This is a genomic window from Lentzea sp. NPDC058436, assembly GCF_042721515.1.
Lineage (GTDB): Bacteria > Actinomycetota > Actinomycetes > Mycobacteriales > Pseudonocardiaceae > Lentzea.
The window spans coordinates 25,951-42,762 of record NZ_JBHXLF010000033.1 but is presented as its reverse complement, the minus strand read 5'-3'; the positions used below and the strand labels follow the sequence as shown (position 1 = coordinate 42,762).

Genomic DNA, 16,812 nt, shown 5'->3' with positions numbered 1-16,812 from the left:
CTGGGAGACTAACGGTGACCTGCTGAGAAGAACTGAGGATTTCTACTCATCCCAGCTGGGGGATGCGGGTCTGGTAGTGCCTCAGCAGGTCGGCGTTGGCCGCGTCGCCGCCCTCCACGTTCGCGCTGCGCCACAACGGCAGCTGCACGCCGGACTCGGCCGCCTTGTCGTGCAGGCGGACCATCAGCAGGTTCCACAGGAACGTCGTGGCCACCGTGGAGATCGCCGCCGTCACCGGGGCCTCCGCCGGATAGGTCGAGTCGCCGGGCGGCACCAGGTTGTCGAGGACGACCGTGGCGACCTCCGCCAGCGTGACGCCCGCACGGCGCGGAGCCTGCGCGCTCGACGCCACGGACGTCACGGCGACGACGGGGCAGCCCTTGCTCGCGGCCTCCTGGGCCAGCTCGACGGGGTAGTAGTTGACGCCGGAGGTCGAGAACACGAACAGCACGTCGTGCGGCGCGAGGCCGGACTCGCCGAGCACCTCACCCGCGAGGCCGGAGCGGCGTTCGGCGGAGGTGCTGCTGATCGCGCCGTGCATCGGCAGCAGCTCGGGGTGGTAGATCGGGCGCACGCAGGCCAGACCACCCGCGCGGTAGAAGGTCTCGGCGACCGCTGCCAGCGAGTGCCCCGCGCCCGCGGTGAGGAGGATTCCGTCGGCCTGGACGGCGGCCAGCACGAGCTCGGCCACGTCGTCGAGCGCGGACGCGTTGTGCTGCTCGACGCGCGTCAGGTGCGTGCGCACGAGGTTGCCGTAGTCGGATCCGGTCACGGTGTCGGTCGTCATGCCGGTCAGTAGTACCCGATCACGGATGACCCCACCAGTAACCCGGGCACCACAAACCTCGATACGCGCGATGAGGGACTCGTGCGGGCAGGGGGTGGGTTGGATCAGGCGGTACTTCTACTTCTGGGTGGTGCTGGTCGCGGTCTTCACGGCGGCGGCGGCCACGCACATCGCGCTGGCGGTGACCTACTCCGAGCTCTGGCCGGTGTGGGTGGCGCTGGCGCAGCTCGTCGTCGCCGGCGGGTGCGCTCGGGCGGCGGTGCGAACGAGGCCCTGAGGCAGCGGTTCGACGTCATTGGTGGATGCGCTGCTGGCGGCGGTGCGCACCAGGCCTTAGTCCGAGACAGGTCCTAAGCCAGCAGTTCGACGCCCAGCGCCGACGCGGTGTGCAGCACCGAGTTGCGGTGGCGCTGGGCGACGGCGAGGCCCGCGTCGCGCAGCACCGAGGCGTGCGCGCTGGCCGAGGCGGCGGAGATGCCCAGGCGCCTGGCCAGTTCCGTGGTGGTGCAGCCACCGGCGATGACCTCCAGCGCGGCGGCGCGGGTGCGGCCGAGCAACGCCTCCAGCGGCCGTTTGCCCGCGCTCGTCACGTGCAGGTCGCGGGCGATCGGGTAGACCAGCACGGGGGTGCGGCTCTGGTCGCGGAGCATGATCGGCCGTTCCCAGCAGAAGTACGACGGCACGAGCACCAGGCCCTGGCCGCGCAGGTGGACGTCCCGCTGGGGGAAGCGCGACTCGATCGACAGCACGGACGGCGTCCACGTGATCGTCGGGTGCAGCGACGCGAGCATGCCTTCGCAGCCGTTGTCCAGGAACGACCGCGCCCGCACCGCGCGGTCGGCGTCGACGACGGCCCGCACGTCGGACCAGATCGGAGCGAGCGCGCTGCTGTAGTAGGCGCGCAACGCGTCGCCCAAGGAGTCCAACGTGGCCACGTCGCCGCACGCCAGGAGGTGTGTGCGCGGGTCTAGGCGTTGCCGGCAGTCCAGTTGGCCCAGGTCCGCGCGCAACGACTCGACCGGCGTCGACAGCACGGCGTCGATGCCCGCGTCCACCGCGCACGAACCCGCGGTGGGCGTCAGGAAGTCGGGCGAGTAACCGACCGGCGGGGCGAGTTGCATGAGCCAGCGGGCGTCGTCGGGCAACGTCGTCCGCGCCGTCGCACGCCACGTGCCGAACACGGGCGTCGCCGACCGCTGCCGCAGCACGTGCAGGCTCAGCAGGATCTCCCACATCGGGTCGGGACCCGCGGCGACACGCACCCTCGCCAGGTCCTCCGCCGTGAAGTGGACACGCAGCACAGCAAGCAGGCTGGCACAGCGGACCGGGGCCTGTACCGGATTCGAGACAGGTCAGCCGAAAGGTGCATATCACCCACTCTGAGTAGGTGCGTGCGCGGCTTTCAGGGCTCCTGCCTGCGTTTTTAGGTCCTGACCGAATGTGGTGGCGACCGTTCGAGCGCTCCCGCCAAGCTTCTGCCGAGCGCCGGACAGGGGACCGGCGCCACCACTGAGGGGATCAGATCGATGAAGCTCGCGAAGATCACCGGGGCGATCGCGGCCGCCGGTGTCGCCATGACCATCCTGACCGCGCCGGTCGCGCTCGCCTCGCCCGGCGAGACCGTCATCCCGGCCGCCGCCGAGCTCGGCATCCAGGGTGAAGGCGTTCTGCCGCACGAGTTCCAGGTGCAGAAGACCGGCTACTGGTGCTCCGCCGCGGCCGCCCGCATCGCGTTGACGGCGCGGGGCAAGAAGGTCGAGCAGTCCACGCTCGCGTCGTACATGAAGGTCACGACCAACGGCCTGCCCAACATCAAGAACCTCGAGAACGCGCTCGACCACTACACCGGTTCGACCTACTACCAGGTCAAGCAGTGGTCGTCCGACTCGCAGCTGCTCACGAAGCTCAAGGCCGACGTCGTCTACAACGCCAACCGCGGCCACGCCGTCGTCATCAACGTGGTCAAGCTCAACGGCCGCAGCTACTCCGGCGGCCACTACGCCACGATCGTCGGCTACCGGGCGGGCGGCAACGAGTTCGCCGTCGCCGACCCGGCCTACGCGGGTGGCAAGCTCGCGTGGCTGAGCGCGTCCAACGTGTCGTCGGGCATCAAGCTCCGCCGCTACGTGGCCTGATCGCGCTCAGGTCCTCCGGCCGATCGACGTCCGCACCGTCCGCCACGTCAGCGCAGTCGACGTGGCGGACGGTGTTCGCCTTGAGGTAGTCCCGCGCGCCGTGGTCGCCCGCCGCCGACGACATCACGCCAGCGAAGTGGTCCGACCCGATCAGCACGGGATGCCCGATCTCACCGTGGTAGGTGGCTCTGGCCAGCGCTTTCGGTTCGGCGAGGGCCATGAGACGGTGCAGTGCGGCGACCGTGACACCAGGCGTGTCGACGGGGAGGACGAGCACCGCGTCCGCGCTGCCGACCGCGCGCAGTCCGGTCTGCAACGACGACCCCATGCCGGTCTCCCAGCGCGGGTTGTCGACGACCGTCACGCCGTCGAGAACGGCTCGGGAGCGCACTTCCGCGGCCTGCGCGCCGAGCACCACGACGACCGGGGCGCAGCCGGCCGTTCTGAGCAGTTCGGCGGCCGAGTCCACGAAGAGCTTGCCGTCCAACGGGACGAGGGCCTTGGGGGAGCCGAACCGGCGGCCGGCCCCCGCGGCGAGCAGAAGACCGGCCACGCGCATGTGGCCGAATCTAGTGGCTCATCGGGGAAACGGCCCGTGCGGCGGGGAGTCAGCCGATCCGGTAGCCGACTCCCGGTGTGGTCGAGATGATCGGCGGCTCGCCCAGCTTGCGCCGCAGCCGGCCCACCGTCACCGCGACCGTGTTGGTGAACGGGTCGGCGTTCTCGTCCCAGACCCGTTCGAGCAGCGACTCGGCGCTGAGGAAGCCGGGGTGCGCCCGCAGCAGGGCCTCCAGCACGGCGAACTCCTTCACCGAGAGCGCGAGCTGCCGGCCGTCGCGGACGACGGTCCGCCGCACCGGGTCCAGCTCGATTCCCGCCAGGCGCACCACCCTGGGCCTGGCGTCCGGCCTGCGGCGGGCCAGCGCCCGCACGCGCAGGACCAGTTCGGGGAAGTGGAAGGGCTTGGCGAGGTAGTCGTCGGCGCCGAGGGTCAGTCCGCTGACCCGGTCGCCGGGCGCGCTCGCCGCGGTGACCATCAGCACCATCGGCCGGTCCGCCCGTTCGGTGATCATCTGGCACAGCACGTCACCGTGCAGTCCCGGCAGGTCGCGGTCCAGGACCACGACGTCGTACCCGGTGAGGTCGGCCTCGGCAGCGGCGAGCCCGTCGTGCGCGAGGTCGACGGGCATCCCCTGGTCGCGCAGCCCTTCCGCGACGACCTCGGCGAGCGCGCGGTCGTCCTCCACGACGAGGACTCTCATGCCGGCACCGGTGTTTTCACGGCCGCGAGCACGATCGACACGCGCAGGCCACCCTCCGGCCGGGCCAGCAGTCCGAGGCGGCCGCCGTGCGCGGTGGCGACGGCGGCCACGATGGACAGACCCAGGCCGGAGGAGCCGACGCGCTCACCGCCGAGCCGTTCGAAGGGCTGGGCCAGCCGGTCGACCTCCCGCTGGTCGAAGACGGGGCCGCCGGTCTCGACGACGAGCGTCACCTCCTCGCCCGCGGCCGCGCTGATCCCGATCCAGCCGCCGGTCTCGTTGTGCCGCACGGCGTTGTCGACCAGGTTGCCGACGAGTCGCGCCAGCAGCGCCGGACTGCCGTGCGTGTCCGTTCCCGCCGGCACGTCGACCTCCACGGTCAGTTCCTTCGCCGCCATCTCGGCGGACAGCTCGCGCACCGCGACGTCGACGAGGTCGCGCAGGTCGACCGGGGCGGCGTCCGCGATTCCGCCGTGCTGCGCCCTGGCCAGCACGAGGAACCCGTCGAGCAGGTGGTCGACCCGGTCGAGCTGGACGCGCAGGCGGTCCGCGAGCGCCACCGTCGAGGCGGCCTGGCCGGGTTTCGCGGCCGCCACGTCCGCCGACGCGCGCATGGTCGCGAGCGGGGTGCGCAACTCGTGGGAGGCGTTGGCGACGAAACGGCGCTGCGCGACGAACGACACCTCAAGCCGTTCGAGCAACTCGTCGATGGTGTCGGCGAGGCCCTTCACCTCGTCGGCGGGGCCGGTGACGGCGAGCCGCCGGTCCAGGCTCTCGGCGGAGATGCGCCGCGTGGCGCTCGTGATGGTCCGCAACGGCCGCAGCACCCGCCGGGCGAGCAGCCGGCCGACCAGCAGCGAGACGACCGCCATCACGACCAGTGCCACCAACGACCCCGCGAGCAGCTGACGTTGCTGCTGCGCGTGCACCTGCTCCAGCTGGGCCTGGAGCTGGAGGACGAGCTGCTGCTCCGAGCCGAGGCCGGGCGGCGGCGCGACATCGCTCACCCGCCCGCCGGACAGCAGGAAGGTCAGGCCCAGCAGTCCGGCGCCGGACAGGAGGAACACGACGGCGTACAGGACCGTGAACCTCGCCCCGATGGTTCCGCTGCTCATGGCGCCAGCATGCCCGCGACGACCTAACACCGGCATGACAACGTCGCTTCGGCCCGTGTCATCAGCCGATCGGTAGACCCTCACCATGCCGATCACCGAAGTGCTCCGCCGGGAGTGGACGACGTTCCGCACCCCGGTCCGCCTGCTGTCCCTGGCCGCCGCGGCCCTCGCCGTCGTCGTGCCGGGTCTGCTGACCTCCGGCGGCCAGCCGTCCTGCGACGAACAGTGCCCGTCCGCGATCACCGCCCGTGACGGGTCCGTCGTCAGCGACACGTTCTGGTTCCGGCACCAGGACCTCGGCCGCGACGGCAGCATCACGGTCAGGTTGACGTCGATGACCGGGACGATCACCTACCCGCCACCGGACCACGACGAGATCGTGCCGGGGCTCGTGCCGTGGGCGAAGACCGGGATCATCGTGAAGGACGGCGCCCGGCAGGGCTCGCCGTACGCGGCGCTCGCGCTGACCGGCAGCCACGGCGTGCGCTTCCAGCACGACTACCGGCACGACGTCGCCGGGAGCGCGGGCGGCGTCTCGGAGCAGTCCCCGCGCTGGCTGCGGCTTACCCGGTCGGGCGACACCGTCACCGGTTCCGAGTCGTCGGACGGCAGGCAGTGGCACGTCGTCGGGACGGCGGAGCTCACCGGACTGCCGGACACCGTCCAGGTAGGACTCTTCGCCACCTCGCCGGGAGACCTCACGCTCCGCCGGACAGCTCTCGGCGGCACGATCGAGGAGGTCCGCTTCACCCAGGCCGTCGGCGTCTTCGACAACGTCACCGTGAACGGGGGCGGCGGGCCGTGGCGGAGCGGTTCGGTCGGCGAGATGAACCACACCGACTGGGAGAAGTTCCACAACGCGTCCGGCGCTGTGGAGAAGAACGGCGTCGTGACCGTCAGCGGCATCGGTGACATCGGGCCGATCGGGGAGGGCGGTGCCGCGCGTGCCGCGGAGAAGACGTTGTCCGGTCTGGTGATCGCGCTCGTGGTCGTGCTCGTCGTCGTGGCGGGCCACGGCGCCCGCACGGCCTCCCGGCGGACGATCGGTGCCGGGGCGGCCGTCGTCGGGTCGGCCACCTTCGTCACCGGACTGCTCGCCGCCGGGGTCGCCGTCGCGGCCGCGTCCTCGCCGGTACCGGTCTTCGTGCGGGTGGTCGCCGGTGTCGCCGCGGCGCTCGCGCTCTGTTCGGTCCTGGCGTACGGGCTGGGCGCGTGGCTGCGCCGAGGCTGGCCTGCGATCACCGCCGGACTGGCGCTGGTCGCCGTGCCCTACGCCGTCACCTCGGTCCCGCTGCTGCCCGACGCGGTCGCGGAGTGGCTGCTGCGGCTCACCCCGGCCGCCGGGTTCGCCGTCAAGCAGACACTGGTGGAGTTCCCCCAGGTGACGGCGCACTACGCGCCGTCGGCAGGGTTCTACCCGCTGCCGTGGTGGGCGGGCCTCGCGGTGCTCGCCGCGTACACGGCCGCGGCGCTGTGGCTGGCTAGTTCAGGTTCTCGAGGATCAGCGACGACGCCGCTTCCGGGATCTCCTCGGGAATCCAGTGGCTGACGTCCTCGACCATCTCGAACCGGTACGGCCCGGTGCACCACTTCTCGGTCTCGAACGCGGCCACCGACCCGAACGCGACGTCCTCGGTGCTCCACACGTACATGGTCTTGACGCTCACCTTGTCGGCGGCGCCGTGCGGCTTGCCTGCGCGGTACCAGTTCAGGGCGGCGGTCAGCGCGCCCGGTTCGCTGAGGCGCTGGACGTACTCCTCGACGTGCGAGGGCCGGACCCGCCACTCGAACATCTGCTTGAGCGCGTGGGCGTTGTTGTCGAGCATGCGCTTCTCGGTACTGCGCTCACGCCAGTCGAGCATGTACCGCGACCGCATCGACTGCTCCTCGTCGGTCTGCAGCGCCGTCTTCAACGCGCCGGGGTGCGGCGTGGAGAAGACGGTCAGCGTGCGCAGGCGCTCGGGGTGCTCGATCGCCGTCCACCACGCGACGGCGCCGCCCCAGTCGTGCCCGACCAGGTCGAACGTGGCCCAGCCCAGTGCGTCCGCCATCGCGATCACGTCGCCGACGAGGTGCGTGACGGTGTACTCGGACGCCTGTTCCGGCCGCACGCCGGGGGAGTAGCCGCGCTGGTCGGGGGCGACGGCGCGGAAGCCGTTCACGCCGAGCACCGCGACCTGGTGCTCCCATTCGATGGCGGCCTCGGGGAAGCCGTGCAGCAGCAACACCGGGCGGCCGTCCTCGGGGCCGGACGCGATGGCGTCGAAGGAACCTGCCTCGGTCTCGATGCTGATGTGGTCGATCACGGGTGCGAACCCTACTGCGTGAGCTCGGCGGACACGTCCCACAGGCGGCGTGCCACCGCGGTGTCCTTCGCCCTCGCCGAACGGCCGACCAGCTTCGGCGCGCCCCGTCCCTCCATGAAGCCGCCGGGACCGGCGTAGCTGTCGCCGGGCACGTCCCGCACCGCCGCGAACAGCGTCGGCAGGGCGCCGGCGTCGTCGCTCTGCGAGAACGGGGTCACCGCCTTCTCCACGAGACGGGCGAGCGGCCTGCCCTCGGGCCGCATCAGGTTCGTGGCCGCGAGCCCTGGGTGCGCCGCCGTGGCGATCACCGGGGAGCCGGCCCGGGTGAGCCTGCGCTGGAGTTCGGACGTGAACAGCAGGTTGGCGAGCTTGGACTGCGCGTAGGCGGCCATCGGCCGGTACCGCCTGCGCTCCCAGTTGAGGTCGTCGAAGTCGATCTTCCCGGCGCGGTGGCCGGTGGACGAGACGGTGACGACCCGTTCGCGGATCTGGGGCAGGAGCAGGTTCGTCAGCGCGAAGTGGCCCAGGTGGTTGGTGCCGAACTGCAGCTCGAAGCCGTCGGCCGTGCGGGTCAGCGGCGGGACCATCACCCCCGCGTTGTTGATCAGCACGTCGACCGGGCCGGTGAGCTCCTGGGCGAACGCGCGGACCGAGGCGAGGTCGGCGAGGTCGAGTCTGCGGACCTCGACCTCGCCGGTCATGGTCGCGGCGGCCTCCGCGCCCTTGTCCAGGTTGCGCACGGCGAGCACGACGCGGGCGCCCTTGCGGGCGAGCACGCGGGCGGCGGCACGGCCGATCCCGCTGTTCGCGCCGGTGACGACGACGGTGCGGCCGGTCAGGGAGGGGACGTCCGAGGCGCTGAATGTTGTCATGAGCTACAAAGTAGACACCGACAACAATGTAGTCAACGAAAACAACGCCGGTATCATCTGGCCCGTGTCAGACGAACGGCCTTATCACCACGGAAACCTCCGCACCGCGCTGCTCGACGCCGCCGAGCGCGGCCTGCGCGAACGCGGCGCGGACCAGCTCGCCCTGCGCGACCTGGCCAGGGAGATCGGCGTCAGCCACGCCGCACCGCGCCGGCACTTCCCGAACCGCCAGGCGTTGCTCGACGCGCTGGCCGAGGACGGGTTCACCCGGCTCGACACCGTCCTGCGCGCCGCCCTCACGAGCGACGACACGGCGGAGCGGCTGCGGGCCGTCATGACCGCCTACGTCCGGTTCGCCACCGGCAACGCCGCGCTGGTCGAGCTGATGTACACGAGCAAGCACCGGCCGGGGGCCACCAGGATCGTCGAGGCCGCCGAGGGACCGTTCGGGCTGATGCAGGAGCTGGTCCAGCGTGGACGGTCGGAGGGGCTGCTGCAGGCGGACGACCCGGAACGCCTCGGGCTCGTCCTGTTCGCGACGCTGCAGGGCATCGCCCTCGTCATCAACAGCGCCCTCGCGGGGCCGGAGCAGCTCGACGGGCTCGTCGACACGGCGATGGGACAGTTCGTCCGGAAGGTGTGAGCTGGCTCTCAACGGGCGAGCCGAAGGGCGTGGCCTCACGAACATCAAATGTGCACCCGCATGTAGACGTGGCGAAACCGCAGGACGGTACGAATGCCGTCGTGCTCGTGCTGCACGGCGGCCGCGAACACGGCCAGGAACCCGTCAAGCGCCTCAACCTCGCGTATCTGAGGATGGTGCCGCTGGCCCGCGCGCTGCGCGCGCCCGGCGTCGAGGTCTGGAACCTCCGCTACCGGGTGCGCGGCTGGAACGCGCCGAGCCTCGACCCCGTCAAGGACGCGCGGTGGGCGCTCGACAGGATCGCCGAGCTCCATCCCGGCAAACCGGTCGTGCTCGTCGGCCACTCCATGGGCGGGCGGACCGCGTTACGCGTCGCCGGTCACCCCAGTGTGATCGCGGTGTGCGCGCTCGCGCCGTGGCTCGTGCCCGGAGAGCCCTACGAGCAGCTCAGGGGCAAGGCCCTGCTGATCGCGCACGGCGACCAGGAGCGGATGACCGATCCCGCGAAGTCGCTGGCGTTCGCGCGGCAGGCCAAGACCGTGACCGACCGGGTCGCGCGGTTCAGCGTCGTCGGTGACGGGCACGCGATGCTGCGGAGGGCGAAGGACTGGACCCGGATCGTGGTGTCTTTCGTCCACGGTGAGCTCGGGCTCGAACCGGTGGCGCCCGACATCGCGAATGCCATGCAGGAGGTCTCGCCGCGAGGCCTCGACGTGCCGTTGGGAGGCTCGCGTGGCTGAGGTCGCCGTCGTCGGAGCAGGAGTTGCCGGACTCACGGCAGCGTACGTGTTGCAGCGCAAGCACGACGTCACGCTGTTCGAGGCCGACGACCGGCTCGGCGGGCACGCCCACACGCACGACCTCGGCGGCGTGCACGTCGACAGCGGGTTCATCGTCCACAACGAACGGACGTACCCGAACCTGATCAGGCTCTTCCGCGAGCTCGGCGTGTCCACTCAGGACTCCGAGATGTCGATGAGCGTCCGGTGCGACGGCTGCGGCCTGGAGTACGCCGGCGCGAAGAAGCTGCCCGGGCTGTTCGCCCGCCGCCAGAACGCCCTCAACGGCAACTACCTGCGCATGCTCAGCGAGGTCACCCGGTTCTACCGGCACGCCCAGCGCGTCCTCGCCCACGAGGAGGCGCACGACGTCACGCTCGGCGCGTTCCTGGTGATCGGCGGGTACAGCAGGTACTTCGTCGACCACTTCATCATCCCGCTGGTCAGCGCCGTCTGGTCGTCCGGCGCGGCGCTGAGCATGAAGTACCCGGCCTGGTACCTGTTCGAGTTCCTCGCGAACCACGGGATGCTCACGATCGGCGGCACCCCGCAGTGGAAGACCGTCGTCGGCGGCTCGCGCACGTACGTCGACCGCGCCGTGAAGGGTCTCAAGGCCGTCCACGTCGGCACGCCGGTCCGCGCCGTCACGCGCACCGGCGGCGGCGTCGAGATCCGCGACGAGAACAACGTGCTGCACACCGCGGACCACGTCGTGATCGCCACGCACCCGGACCAGGCGCTGGGTCTGCTCGCCGACCCGACGCACGCCGAGAAGGACGTGCTCGGCGCGTTCCAGTACTCGCGCAACGAGACCTGGCTGCACACCGACGCGTCGATCCTGCCCCGCGCGGCCGGCGCGCGGGCGTCGTGGAACCTCTACAAGCGCGCCTGCCGGGAAGCCGACGGCCAGGTGCTCGTCAGCTACCACATGAACCGCCTGATGCGGCTCGACGAGCCGCGCGACTTCGTCGTCACGCTCAACCCGCACGACGTGAGCCCGGACAGCGTGCTCGCGAAGATGGTCTACGAGCACCCGATCTACACGCCGGACTCCGTTGCGGCGCAACGACGTCTGCCCGAGATCAACACCGGCACGACCGCCTACGCCGGCGCGTACCACGGCTGGGGCTTCCACGAGGACGGCTGCGCGTCCGGGGTGAGGGCGGCCAGGCACTTCGGGGTGGACTGGTGATCTACGACGTCCTCATCACCCACTCGCGCCGCGAACTGATCGACAGGGCGTTCAGCCACCGCGCCTACATGTGGCTGGTCGACCTCGACGGGCTGCCGCGCCTCCCGCTGTGGGCGCGGCCGTTCGCGAGGTTCGAGGCCCGCGACCACCTCGGGTCGCCGGACAAGTCGATCAGGGAGAACCTGGACGAGTGGCTGGCCGGGCGCGGTATCGACCTCGGCGGCGGGCAGGTCCTCATGCTCGCCAACGCCCGCGTGCTCGGCTACGTCTTCAACCCGCTGTCCGTGTACTGGTGCCACGACGCTTCCGGAGAGCTCGTGTGCGTCGTCGCGGAGGTGCACAACACCTATGGCGGCCGTCATTGCTATCTGCTGCGCACCGACGACAAGGGGCGCGCGTCGGTCGACAAGGAGTTCTACGTCTCCCCGTTCCTGGAGGTGGACGGCCACTACGTGATGAAGCTGCCGAAGCCGGGAGACCAGCTGTCGGTGACGATCGCGTTGCGGCAGAACGGGAAGACCACTTTCAGCGCCACGATGAAGGGCACGCGCAGCTCGGGGCTGCGCATGCTGTTCAGGCGGCCGCTGATGCCGCAGCGCGTGTCCGCGCTGATCCGCCGTCATGGAATCGCGCTCTACCTGAGGCGCATCCCGATCATCCCCAGGAGTGATGGATGAGCACGTTGTCGTTGCCACGTCCGGGTCAGGGCATTTGGCCGGGACTCTTCAACGCGCCCCGCTCGCCGATGCGCGCCCGCATCGCCGAGTCGTTGTTCCGCAACGCCGTGCGCACGCTGCCGGTGACCGTGCGGCTGCCCGACGGCAGGGAGTGGGGCGCGGGCGGCCCGGTCATGCGCCTCGTCCGTCCCGCGGAGTTCTTCCACCGGCTCGGCGCCGACGCCAAGATCGGCTTCGGCGAGGCCTACATGGTCGGCGACTGGGACGCGGAGGACCTCGCGGGCGTGCTCGCGGCGTTCGCGGCCCGGCTCTCGACCCTGATCCCGCCCGGCCTGCAGCGCATGCGGCGGTGGGCGGAGCGGCGGCAGACCGAGATCAACGACGTCGCCGGGTCGCGCCAGAACATCCACCGGCACTACGACCTGTCGAACGAGCTGTTCGGCGTGTTCCTCGACGAGACGATGACGTACTCGTCGGCGTTGTTCGACGGCCCGGACACCGACCTGTGCACGGCCCAGCTGCGCAAGATCGACGGCGTGCTCGACTACGCGGGCGTGCGCTCGGGCTCACGCGTGCTGGAGATCGGCACCGGCTGGGGCGCGCTCGCCATCCGGGCGGCCCAGCGCGGCGCCACCGTCACGTCGCTGACCATCTCCGCGGAACAGCGGAAGCTGGCGCTGGACCGGGTGAGGGACGCGGGTCTCCACGATCGGGTGACGGTCGAGCTGCGTGACTACCGTGAGGAACGCGGCCAGTACGACGCCGTCGTCAGCGTCGAGATGATCGAGGCGGTCGGTGCCGAGTACTGGCCCGAGTACTTCGCGATGCTCGACCGCGTGCTCGCGCCCGGCGGCCGCGTCGGACTGCAGGCGATCACCATGCCGCACGACCGCATGATCGCGAGCAAGGCCAGCTACACCTGGATCCACAAGTACATCTTCCCCGGCGGGCTCATCCCGTCGGTCCGGTCGATCGAGGAGTCGGTCCGCGACCACACGCGGCTGGAGATCGTCGACTCGCGGTCGTTCGGGCTCGACTACGCCGAGACGCTCCACCGCTGGCGCGACACGTTCCTCACCCGTTGGGACGAGGTGCGGGAGCTGGGCTTCGACGACACGTTCCGCCGGATGTGGGAGTTCTACCTGGCCTACTCGGAGGCCGGTTTCCGCGTCGGCTACCTGGGAGTGCAGCAGTTCGCCATGGCCGAAAGACTGGGCCGTTAGGACCACGTTCTACCCCAAAAGGGTGCTGGTGGTCCCACCCGACTGGACTTCGTGGTCCTCTTGGAAGCAGCCGGTATCAAACGGCACGCTGCGGTCTCTTCTTCAGTGGAACCCCAGTGTCGCTTGAGTGGAGGAGGTCGCCGGGATGGTCATGCCCACAGCCGTGCGGACCGGTGGTGGTGTCGCGGTCCTCGTTCCCTCAGAGGACACGGGGGCCTGGAACTCGCCAACGGTGCCCATGCGCCGTCGGGTGCACCAGGCACCGGTCTCCAACCAGTGGCTCGCCGAAGCCGAGTTCGCCGACCTCGTCGACGCCGCCCTGGCCGGAGACAGACGGGCGGTCGAGCACCTGCTCGGCCGCATCCAGCCGCTGATCGTGCGCTACTGCCGCGCCCGGGTCGGCGGCCGCGAACGCACGCTCGTCTCGGCGGAGGACATCGCGCAGGAGGTCTGCGTGGCGGTGCTCGGCGCGCTGTCGAAGTACCGCTACGAACCGGGCTCGTTCCTGGCGTTCGTCTACGGCATCGCCGCGCACAAGGTCGCCGACGCCCGCCGCCGCGCCGTCCGCAACCGCGCCGAGGTCGTCCCGGAGCTGCCCGACTGCCCCTCGCTGGAGGCAGGTCCGGAACAGCACGCCGTCAACGGCGAGATGATGGCCCAGGTCACGCGCCTGCTGCACAAGCTGCCAGCCCGCCAGCGCGAGATCCTCGTGCTGCGGGTGGCCGTGGGCCTGTCCGCCGAGGAGGTCGCGCTGGCCGTCTCGTCGACGCCGGGGGCCGTGCGGGTGGCGCAGCACCGCGCGCTCACCCGGATGCGCGAGATGATCGCCGAGGAGGGCTGACCCGCTCGATGATCGCCGCGAGGTCTTGCGGGCAGGACAGGAACGGGGAGTGTCCTGCATCAAGGCGTTCGGTCGCGGTCGCTCTCGCCGCCATCGCCTCCTGGGCCGGTGGCGGGATGGCGTTGTCCTTCTCGCTGATCACGTAGGTGCTCGGTGTTCGTCGCGTCGAGGTGACCTGCTCGGTGAAGGCTCTTCTGCTCTGCGGACGCAGCATGCCCGTGGGCGGTTCGTCGACGTCGTTGAAGAAGACGGTCTCCGGGTTCAGCGCGTGGATGACGTCTTCTTCTGTGCGCCACCACGGCGGGGGAGTGCCGCCGACCATCTTGATCAGCGAGTCGCCTGCCTCCGGCAGGAACGCGGCGACGTAGACGATGTGCTCGACCTCGGGGGTCGCCGCCTGCGTGGCGGGGATGCCGCCGTAGGAGTGGGCGACGATCATGGTGGGACCGTTGATCGCGCTGCGGATCGTGTCGGCGTCGTCGTGCATGCCGTGTTCCGCGGCGTTGTGCGGTGCCGCGCTGGGCAGGTCGACGGTGCCGACCCGCCAGCCGTTCGCTTCGAGGTGGGTGCGCAGCGGGGTCCAGCACCAGGAGCCGTGCCAGGCGCCGTGCACCAGCAGTAGGGCGGGGCGTTCGGACATGTCCTCAGTGGACGCTTCCCGCGCCGTCGCTGGGAAGCGATGGCTTCCGGTGGGTGGAAACACTCAGGTTGGTGAAGGCCGCGACCAGCGCCGTGACGAGGATCAACGCGCCGAAGACCAGCAATGCCGCGGCGCCGCCGACCGCTCCCGCCAGGAACCCGCCGAGCGCGGGCGCCAGCGGCGTCAGCACGCGGGCGGCCAGCGTCGATACCGCGTCCAGGCGGCCCATCATGTCCTCGGGGACCAGCTGCGAGTGCAGCGCCGAGACCGAGACGTTGATCAGCGGCGTCACCGTGGCGGTGAGCGCCAGCGGCACGAACGGCCAGAACACGCCGAACGGCAGCGCCATCGCCAGGGTGCAGACCCCGAAGACGGTCAGCACGGCGAGCATCAGCCTGCCGGGCGCGAGAGTGATCTTCGGGGACACCAGCGAGCCGATGACCCCGCCGACCCCGATGCCCGCGACGACCAGGCCGGTGTCGAGACCGCTGCCGCCGCGCTCGGCGACCAGGGCGAACACCGGCAGCATCGAGGCACCCCCGAGCAGGTTCAGCACGAGGAAGATGATCGTCAGGTTGCGCAGGCCGGTCTGCCGCCAGAGCCAGCGACCCGCGTCCTTCACGTCGTGACGCATGGGTTGGCGCGGGCCCTGCGCCGCCCGTGCCGGGATCTTCGCGAACCACGCGCAGACCGCGGCCACGGCGAACGTGACCACGTCGACCACGAACGGGACCGCCCGGCCGGCGGCCATGAGCAGCGCGCCCAGCGGTGGCCCGGCGACCCGTGCCGCGTGGCCGCGCGCCTCCTCCTGGGCGTAAGCGGTCCTGAGCTGGTCCTCGGGCACGACGGCCTGGATCGCGGCGGTGCGGGCCGGGCTCGCGAACGCCGTGCAGACGCCGTCGACGACCGCGAGGACGACGAAGACGGCCACGTGCACGTGACCGGTGACGGTCGTTTCCTTGTCGCAGCGGGTGAATCGATCCGGACTGACCAGCCCCCAGGGGGCTCGCGCGCCCCACTCCGATCGTCCCACCTCGCACCGACAGCCTGGCGTGACGAAGATCGACGTCGGCCCGCTTGTCCACAGGCGCCGAGTTGTCCACAGATCGCCGGAGTGCGCGGCTCAACCTCGGCCGCGCTCGATACGCTGGAAGTGGGGGGATCCCCGCGCCGCCGAACCACAGCAGCTGGAACTGGACATTTTTCCTGAGCGCAACCCCCATGCGCGTCGTTTCTAACGCATGGTTGTCGGGGTCGGGTGGCAAGGTCTACGCATGGCTGATCCCACGGCTGCCCCCGACTACGACGTGCTGCTGACCGGCACCGTCTTCCTCGACATCATCTTCACCGGCCTGCCCCGCCCACCGGAGCCGGGCACCGAGGTGTGGTCGGAAGGCCTCGGGTCGTGCCCCGGCGGGATCGCCAACCTCGCGGTGGCGCTGCGCAGGCTCGAACTGAGGACCGCGCTCGCGGCGGCGTTCGGGGAGGACGCGTACGGCGACTTCTGCTGGGACGTGCTCGCGGACCAGGAGGGCGTCGACCTCTCCTACTGCCGTCGCTTCTACGGGTGGCACTCGCCGGTGACGGTGAGCATGGCGATGGAGCGCGACCGCAGCATGGTCACGCACGGGCACAAGGCCCCCGTCGTCGCCGATGACCTCTTCTCACCGCCGCCGTCCGCACGGGCGTGCTTCGTGCACATCCAGGCCGAGGACGAGCAGTGGGTGCGCACGGCCAAGCAGAACGGCGCGAAGCTCTTCGCCGACATCGGCTGGGACCGCACCGGGGCGTGGTCGCCGGAGCTCCTGCGCCGCCTCGACGGATATGACGTGTTCCTCCCCAACCACGTGGAGGCGCAGGGCTACACGCGCACCGACACCCCGGAGGCCGCCGCGCGCAAGCTCGCCGAGCACGTGCCCGTGGTGGTCGTCACACGAGGGGGCGGGGGAGCGGTCGCGGTCGACAGCGCCACCGGCGAGTGCGTGGACGTGCCGGGACTCAACGTCGCGCAGCTCGACGCGACAGGTGCCGGTGACGTGTTTGGGGCGGGGTTCGTGATGGGCACTCTGGCCGGGTGGCCGCTCGAACACCGGGTGCGGTTCGCGAACCTGTGCGCCGCCTTGTCCGTCCAGCACTTCGGCGGCTCGCTGTCGGCACCGGGCTGGGGAGACATCGCGGTCTGGTGGCGGACGGTGAGCCGGCGCCCGGACGAAGAGCTGTCGCGCTACGGGTTCCTGGACGACCTGCTCCCGAACCACGCGGGCGTCGAGGTGCGCAGGGCTAGTCCGACGATCGGGCTGCGACTACTCCGGTAGGTTGAAAACAGTCGATCAGCGGACG

The 16,812-nt window shown here is 70.8% G+C and carries 19 protein-coding genes; 10 read left to right on the top strand and 9 right to left on the bottom strand.

Annotated elements, in window-relative coordinates:
* Positions 1-46: 46 nt before the first annotated feature.
* Positions 47-787: an SIS domain-containing protein gene (locus tag ACFWN2_RS44435; RefSeq protein WP_382436741.1), complete on the bottom strand. Its 741-nt coding sequence runs from the start codon at positions 785-787 to the stop codon at positions 47-49.
* Positions 788-881: 94 nt separating this feature from the next.
* Here ACFWN2_RS44435 and ACFWN2_RS44430 point away from each other — a divergent pair, with 94 nt between their 5' ends.
* Complete coding sequence (locus ACFWN2_RS44430; protein ID WP_382436740.1) at positions 882-1,064, top strand: hypothetical protein; 183 nt, start codon at positions 882-884, stop codon at positions 1,062-1,064.
* Positions 1,065-1,137: 73 nt separating this feature from the next.
* Here the strand turns inward: ACFWN2_RS44430 and ACFWN2_RS44425 are convergent, their stop codons facing one another.
* A complete protein-coding gene (locus ACFWN2_RS44425) occupies positions 1,138-2,088 on the bottom strand; it encodes an ArsR family transcriptional regulator (protein ID WP_382436739.1) in 951 nt (316 codons plus the stop codon).
* A 225-nt stretch (positions 2,089-2,313) separates the two neighbouring features.
* Here ACFWN2_RS44425 and ACFWN2_RS44420 point away from each other — a divergent pair, with 225 nt between their 5' ends.
* A complete protein-coding gene (locus ACFWN2_RS44420) occupies positions 2,314-2,922 on the top strand; it encodes a C39 family peptidase (RefSeq protein ID WP_382436738.1) in 609 nt (202 codons plus the stop codon).
* Here ACFWN2_RS44420 and ACFWN2_RS44415 read toward each other — a convergent pair.
* From ACFWN2_RS44415 to ACFWN2_RS44405, 3 genes are read right to left on the bottom strand one after another with little or no spacing between them, the layout of a single operon-like run.
* Complete coding sequence (locus tag ACFWN2_RS44415; protein ID WP_382436737.1) at positions 2,897-3,481, bottom strand: NTP transferase domain-containing protein; 585 nt, start codon at positions 3,479-3,481, stop codon at positions 2,897-2,899. The two genes, ACFWN2_RS44420 and ACFWN2_RS44415, sit on opposite strands and share 26 nt — an antisense overlap.
* A 49-nt stretch (positions 3,482-3,530) precedes the next feature.
* Positions 3,531-4,184 carry a response regulator transcription factor gene (locus ACFWN2_RS44410; RefSeq protein WP_382436736.1) on the bottom strand — a complete coding sequence of 218 codons (654 nt, stop codon included), beginning with the start codon at positions 4,182-4,184 and terminating at the stop codon, positions 3,531-3,533.
* Positions 4,181-5,299: a sensor histidine kinase gene (locus ACFWN2_RS44405; RefSeq protein WP_382436735.1), complete on the bottom strand. Its 1,119-nt coding sequence runs from the start codon at positions 5,297-5,299 to the stop codon at positions 4,181-4,183. Before ACFWN2_RS44405 ends, ACFWN2_RS44410 begins: the two co-directional genes overlap by 4 nt.
* An 85-nt stretch (positions 5,300-5,384) precedes the next feature.
* On the opposite strand from ACFWN2_RS44405, the gene ACFWN2_RS44400 reads away from it, so the two are divergent.
* A complete protein-coding gene (locus ACFWN2_RS44400) occupies positions 5,385-6,848 on the top strand; it encodes a hypothetical protein (RefSeq protein WP_382436734.1) in 1,464 nt (487 codons plus the stop codon).
* On the opposite strand, the gene ACFWN2_RS44395 is transcribed toward ACFWN2_RS44400, so the two are convergent.
* Together ACFWN2_RS44395 and ACFWN2_RS44390 are read right to left on the bottom strand one after the other, a co-directional pair.
* On the bottom strand, positions 6,781-7,605 hold the full coding sequence (locus ACFWN2_RS44395; protein WP_382436733.1) for an alpha/beta fold hydrolase: 825 nt from the start codon (positions 7,603-7,605) through the stop codon (positions 6,781-6,783). The two genes, ACFWN2_RS44400 and ACFWN2_RS44395, sit on opposite strands and share 68 nt — an antisense overlap.
* An 11-nt stretch (positions 7,606-7,616) precedes the next feature.
* Complete coding sequence (locus ACFWN2_RS44390) at positions 7,617-8,477, bottom strand: oxidoreductase (protein WP_382436732.1); 861 nt, start codon at positions 8,475-8,477, stop codon at positions 7,617-7,619.
* 64 nt (positions 8,478-8,541) lie between these two features.
* On the opposite strand from ACFWN2_RS44390, the gene ACFWN2_RS44385 reads away from it, so the two are divergent.
* The 6 genes from ACFWN2_RS44385 (at position 8,542) to shbA (ending at position 13,832) form a co-directional block, all read left to right on the top strand.
* Complete coding sequence (locus tag ACFWN2_RS44385) at positions 8,542-9,120, top strand: TetR/AcrR family transcriptional regulator (protein WP_382436731.1); 579 nt, start codon at positions 8,542-8,544, stop codon at positions 9,118-9,120.
* Between the two features lie 68 nt (positions 9,121-9,188).
* Complete coding sequence (locus tag ACFWN2_RS44380; RefSeq protein WP_382436730.1) at positions 9,189-9,860, top strand: alpha/beta hydrolase; 672 nt, start codon at positions 9,189-9,191, stop codon at positions 9,858-9,860.
* Positions 9,853-11,091, top strand: coding sequence for an NAD(P)/FAD-dependent oxidoreductase (locus ACFWN2_RS44375; protein WP_382436729.1), 1,239 nt, complete (start codon positions 9,853-9,855; stop codon positions 11,089-11,091). Before ACFWN2_RS44380 ends, ACFWN2_RS44375 begins: the two co-directional genes overlap by 8 nt.
* A complete protein-coding gene (locus ACFWN2_RS44370) occupies positions 11,088-11,768 on the top strand; it encodes a DUF1365 domain-containing protein (RefSeq protein WP_382436727.1) in 681 nt (226 codons plus the stop codon). The genes ACFWN2_RS44375 and ACFWN2_RS44370 overlap by 4 nt, the downstream gene beginning before the upstream one ends.
* Positions 11,765-12,991 (top strand): class I SAM-dependent methyltransferase, encoded by a 1,227-nt coding sequence (locus ACFWN2_RS44365; protein WP_382436726.1) that lies wholly within the window; start codon positions 11,765-11,767, stop codon positions 12,989-12,991. Before ACFWN2_RS44370 ends, ACFWN2_RS44365 begins: the two co-directional genes overlap by 4 nt.
* Positions 12,992-13,118: 127 nt before the next feature.
* Positions 13,119-13,832 carry an RNA polymerase sigma factor ShbA gene (gene shbA, locus ACFWN2_RS44360; RefSeq protein WP_382436725.1) on the top strand — a complete coding sequence of 238 codons (714 nt, stop codon included), beginning with the start codon at positions 13,119-13,121 and terminating at the stop codon, positions 13,830-13,832.
* Here shbA and ACFWN2_RS44355 read toward each other — a convergent pair.
* Entirely contained in the window at positions 13,795-14,472 is a 678-nt protein-coding gene (locus tag ACFWN2_RS44355; RefSeq protein ID WP_382436724.1) for an alpha/beta fold hydrolase, read from the bottom strand. The genes shbA and ACFWN2_RS44355 overlap by 38 nt on opposite strands.
* Before the next feature lie 4 nt (positions 14,473-14,476).
* A complete protein-coding gene (locus ACFWN2_RS44350; RefSeq protein ID WP_382436723.1) occupies positions 14,477-15,505 on the bottom strand; it encodes an MFS transporter in 1,029 nt (342 codons plus the stop codon).
* Between the two features lie 241 nt (positions 15,506-15,746).
* Here ACFWN2_RS44350 and ACFWN2_RS44345 point away from each other — a divergent pair, with 241 nt between their 5' ends.
* Positions 15,747-16,787, top strand: coding sequence for a carbohydrate kinase family protein (locus ACFWN2_RS44345; RefSeq protein ID WP_382436722.1), 1,041 nt, complete (start codon positions 15,747-15,749; stop codon positions 16,785-16,787).
* The last annotated feature ends 25 nt before the right edge of the window (positions 16,788-16,812 follow it).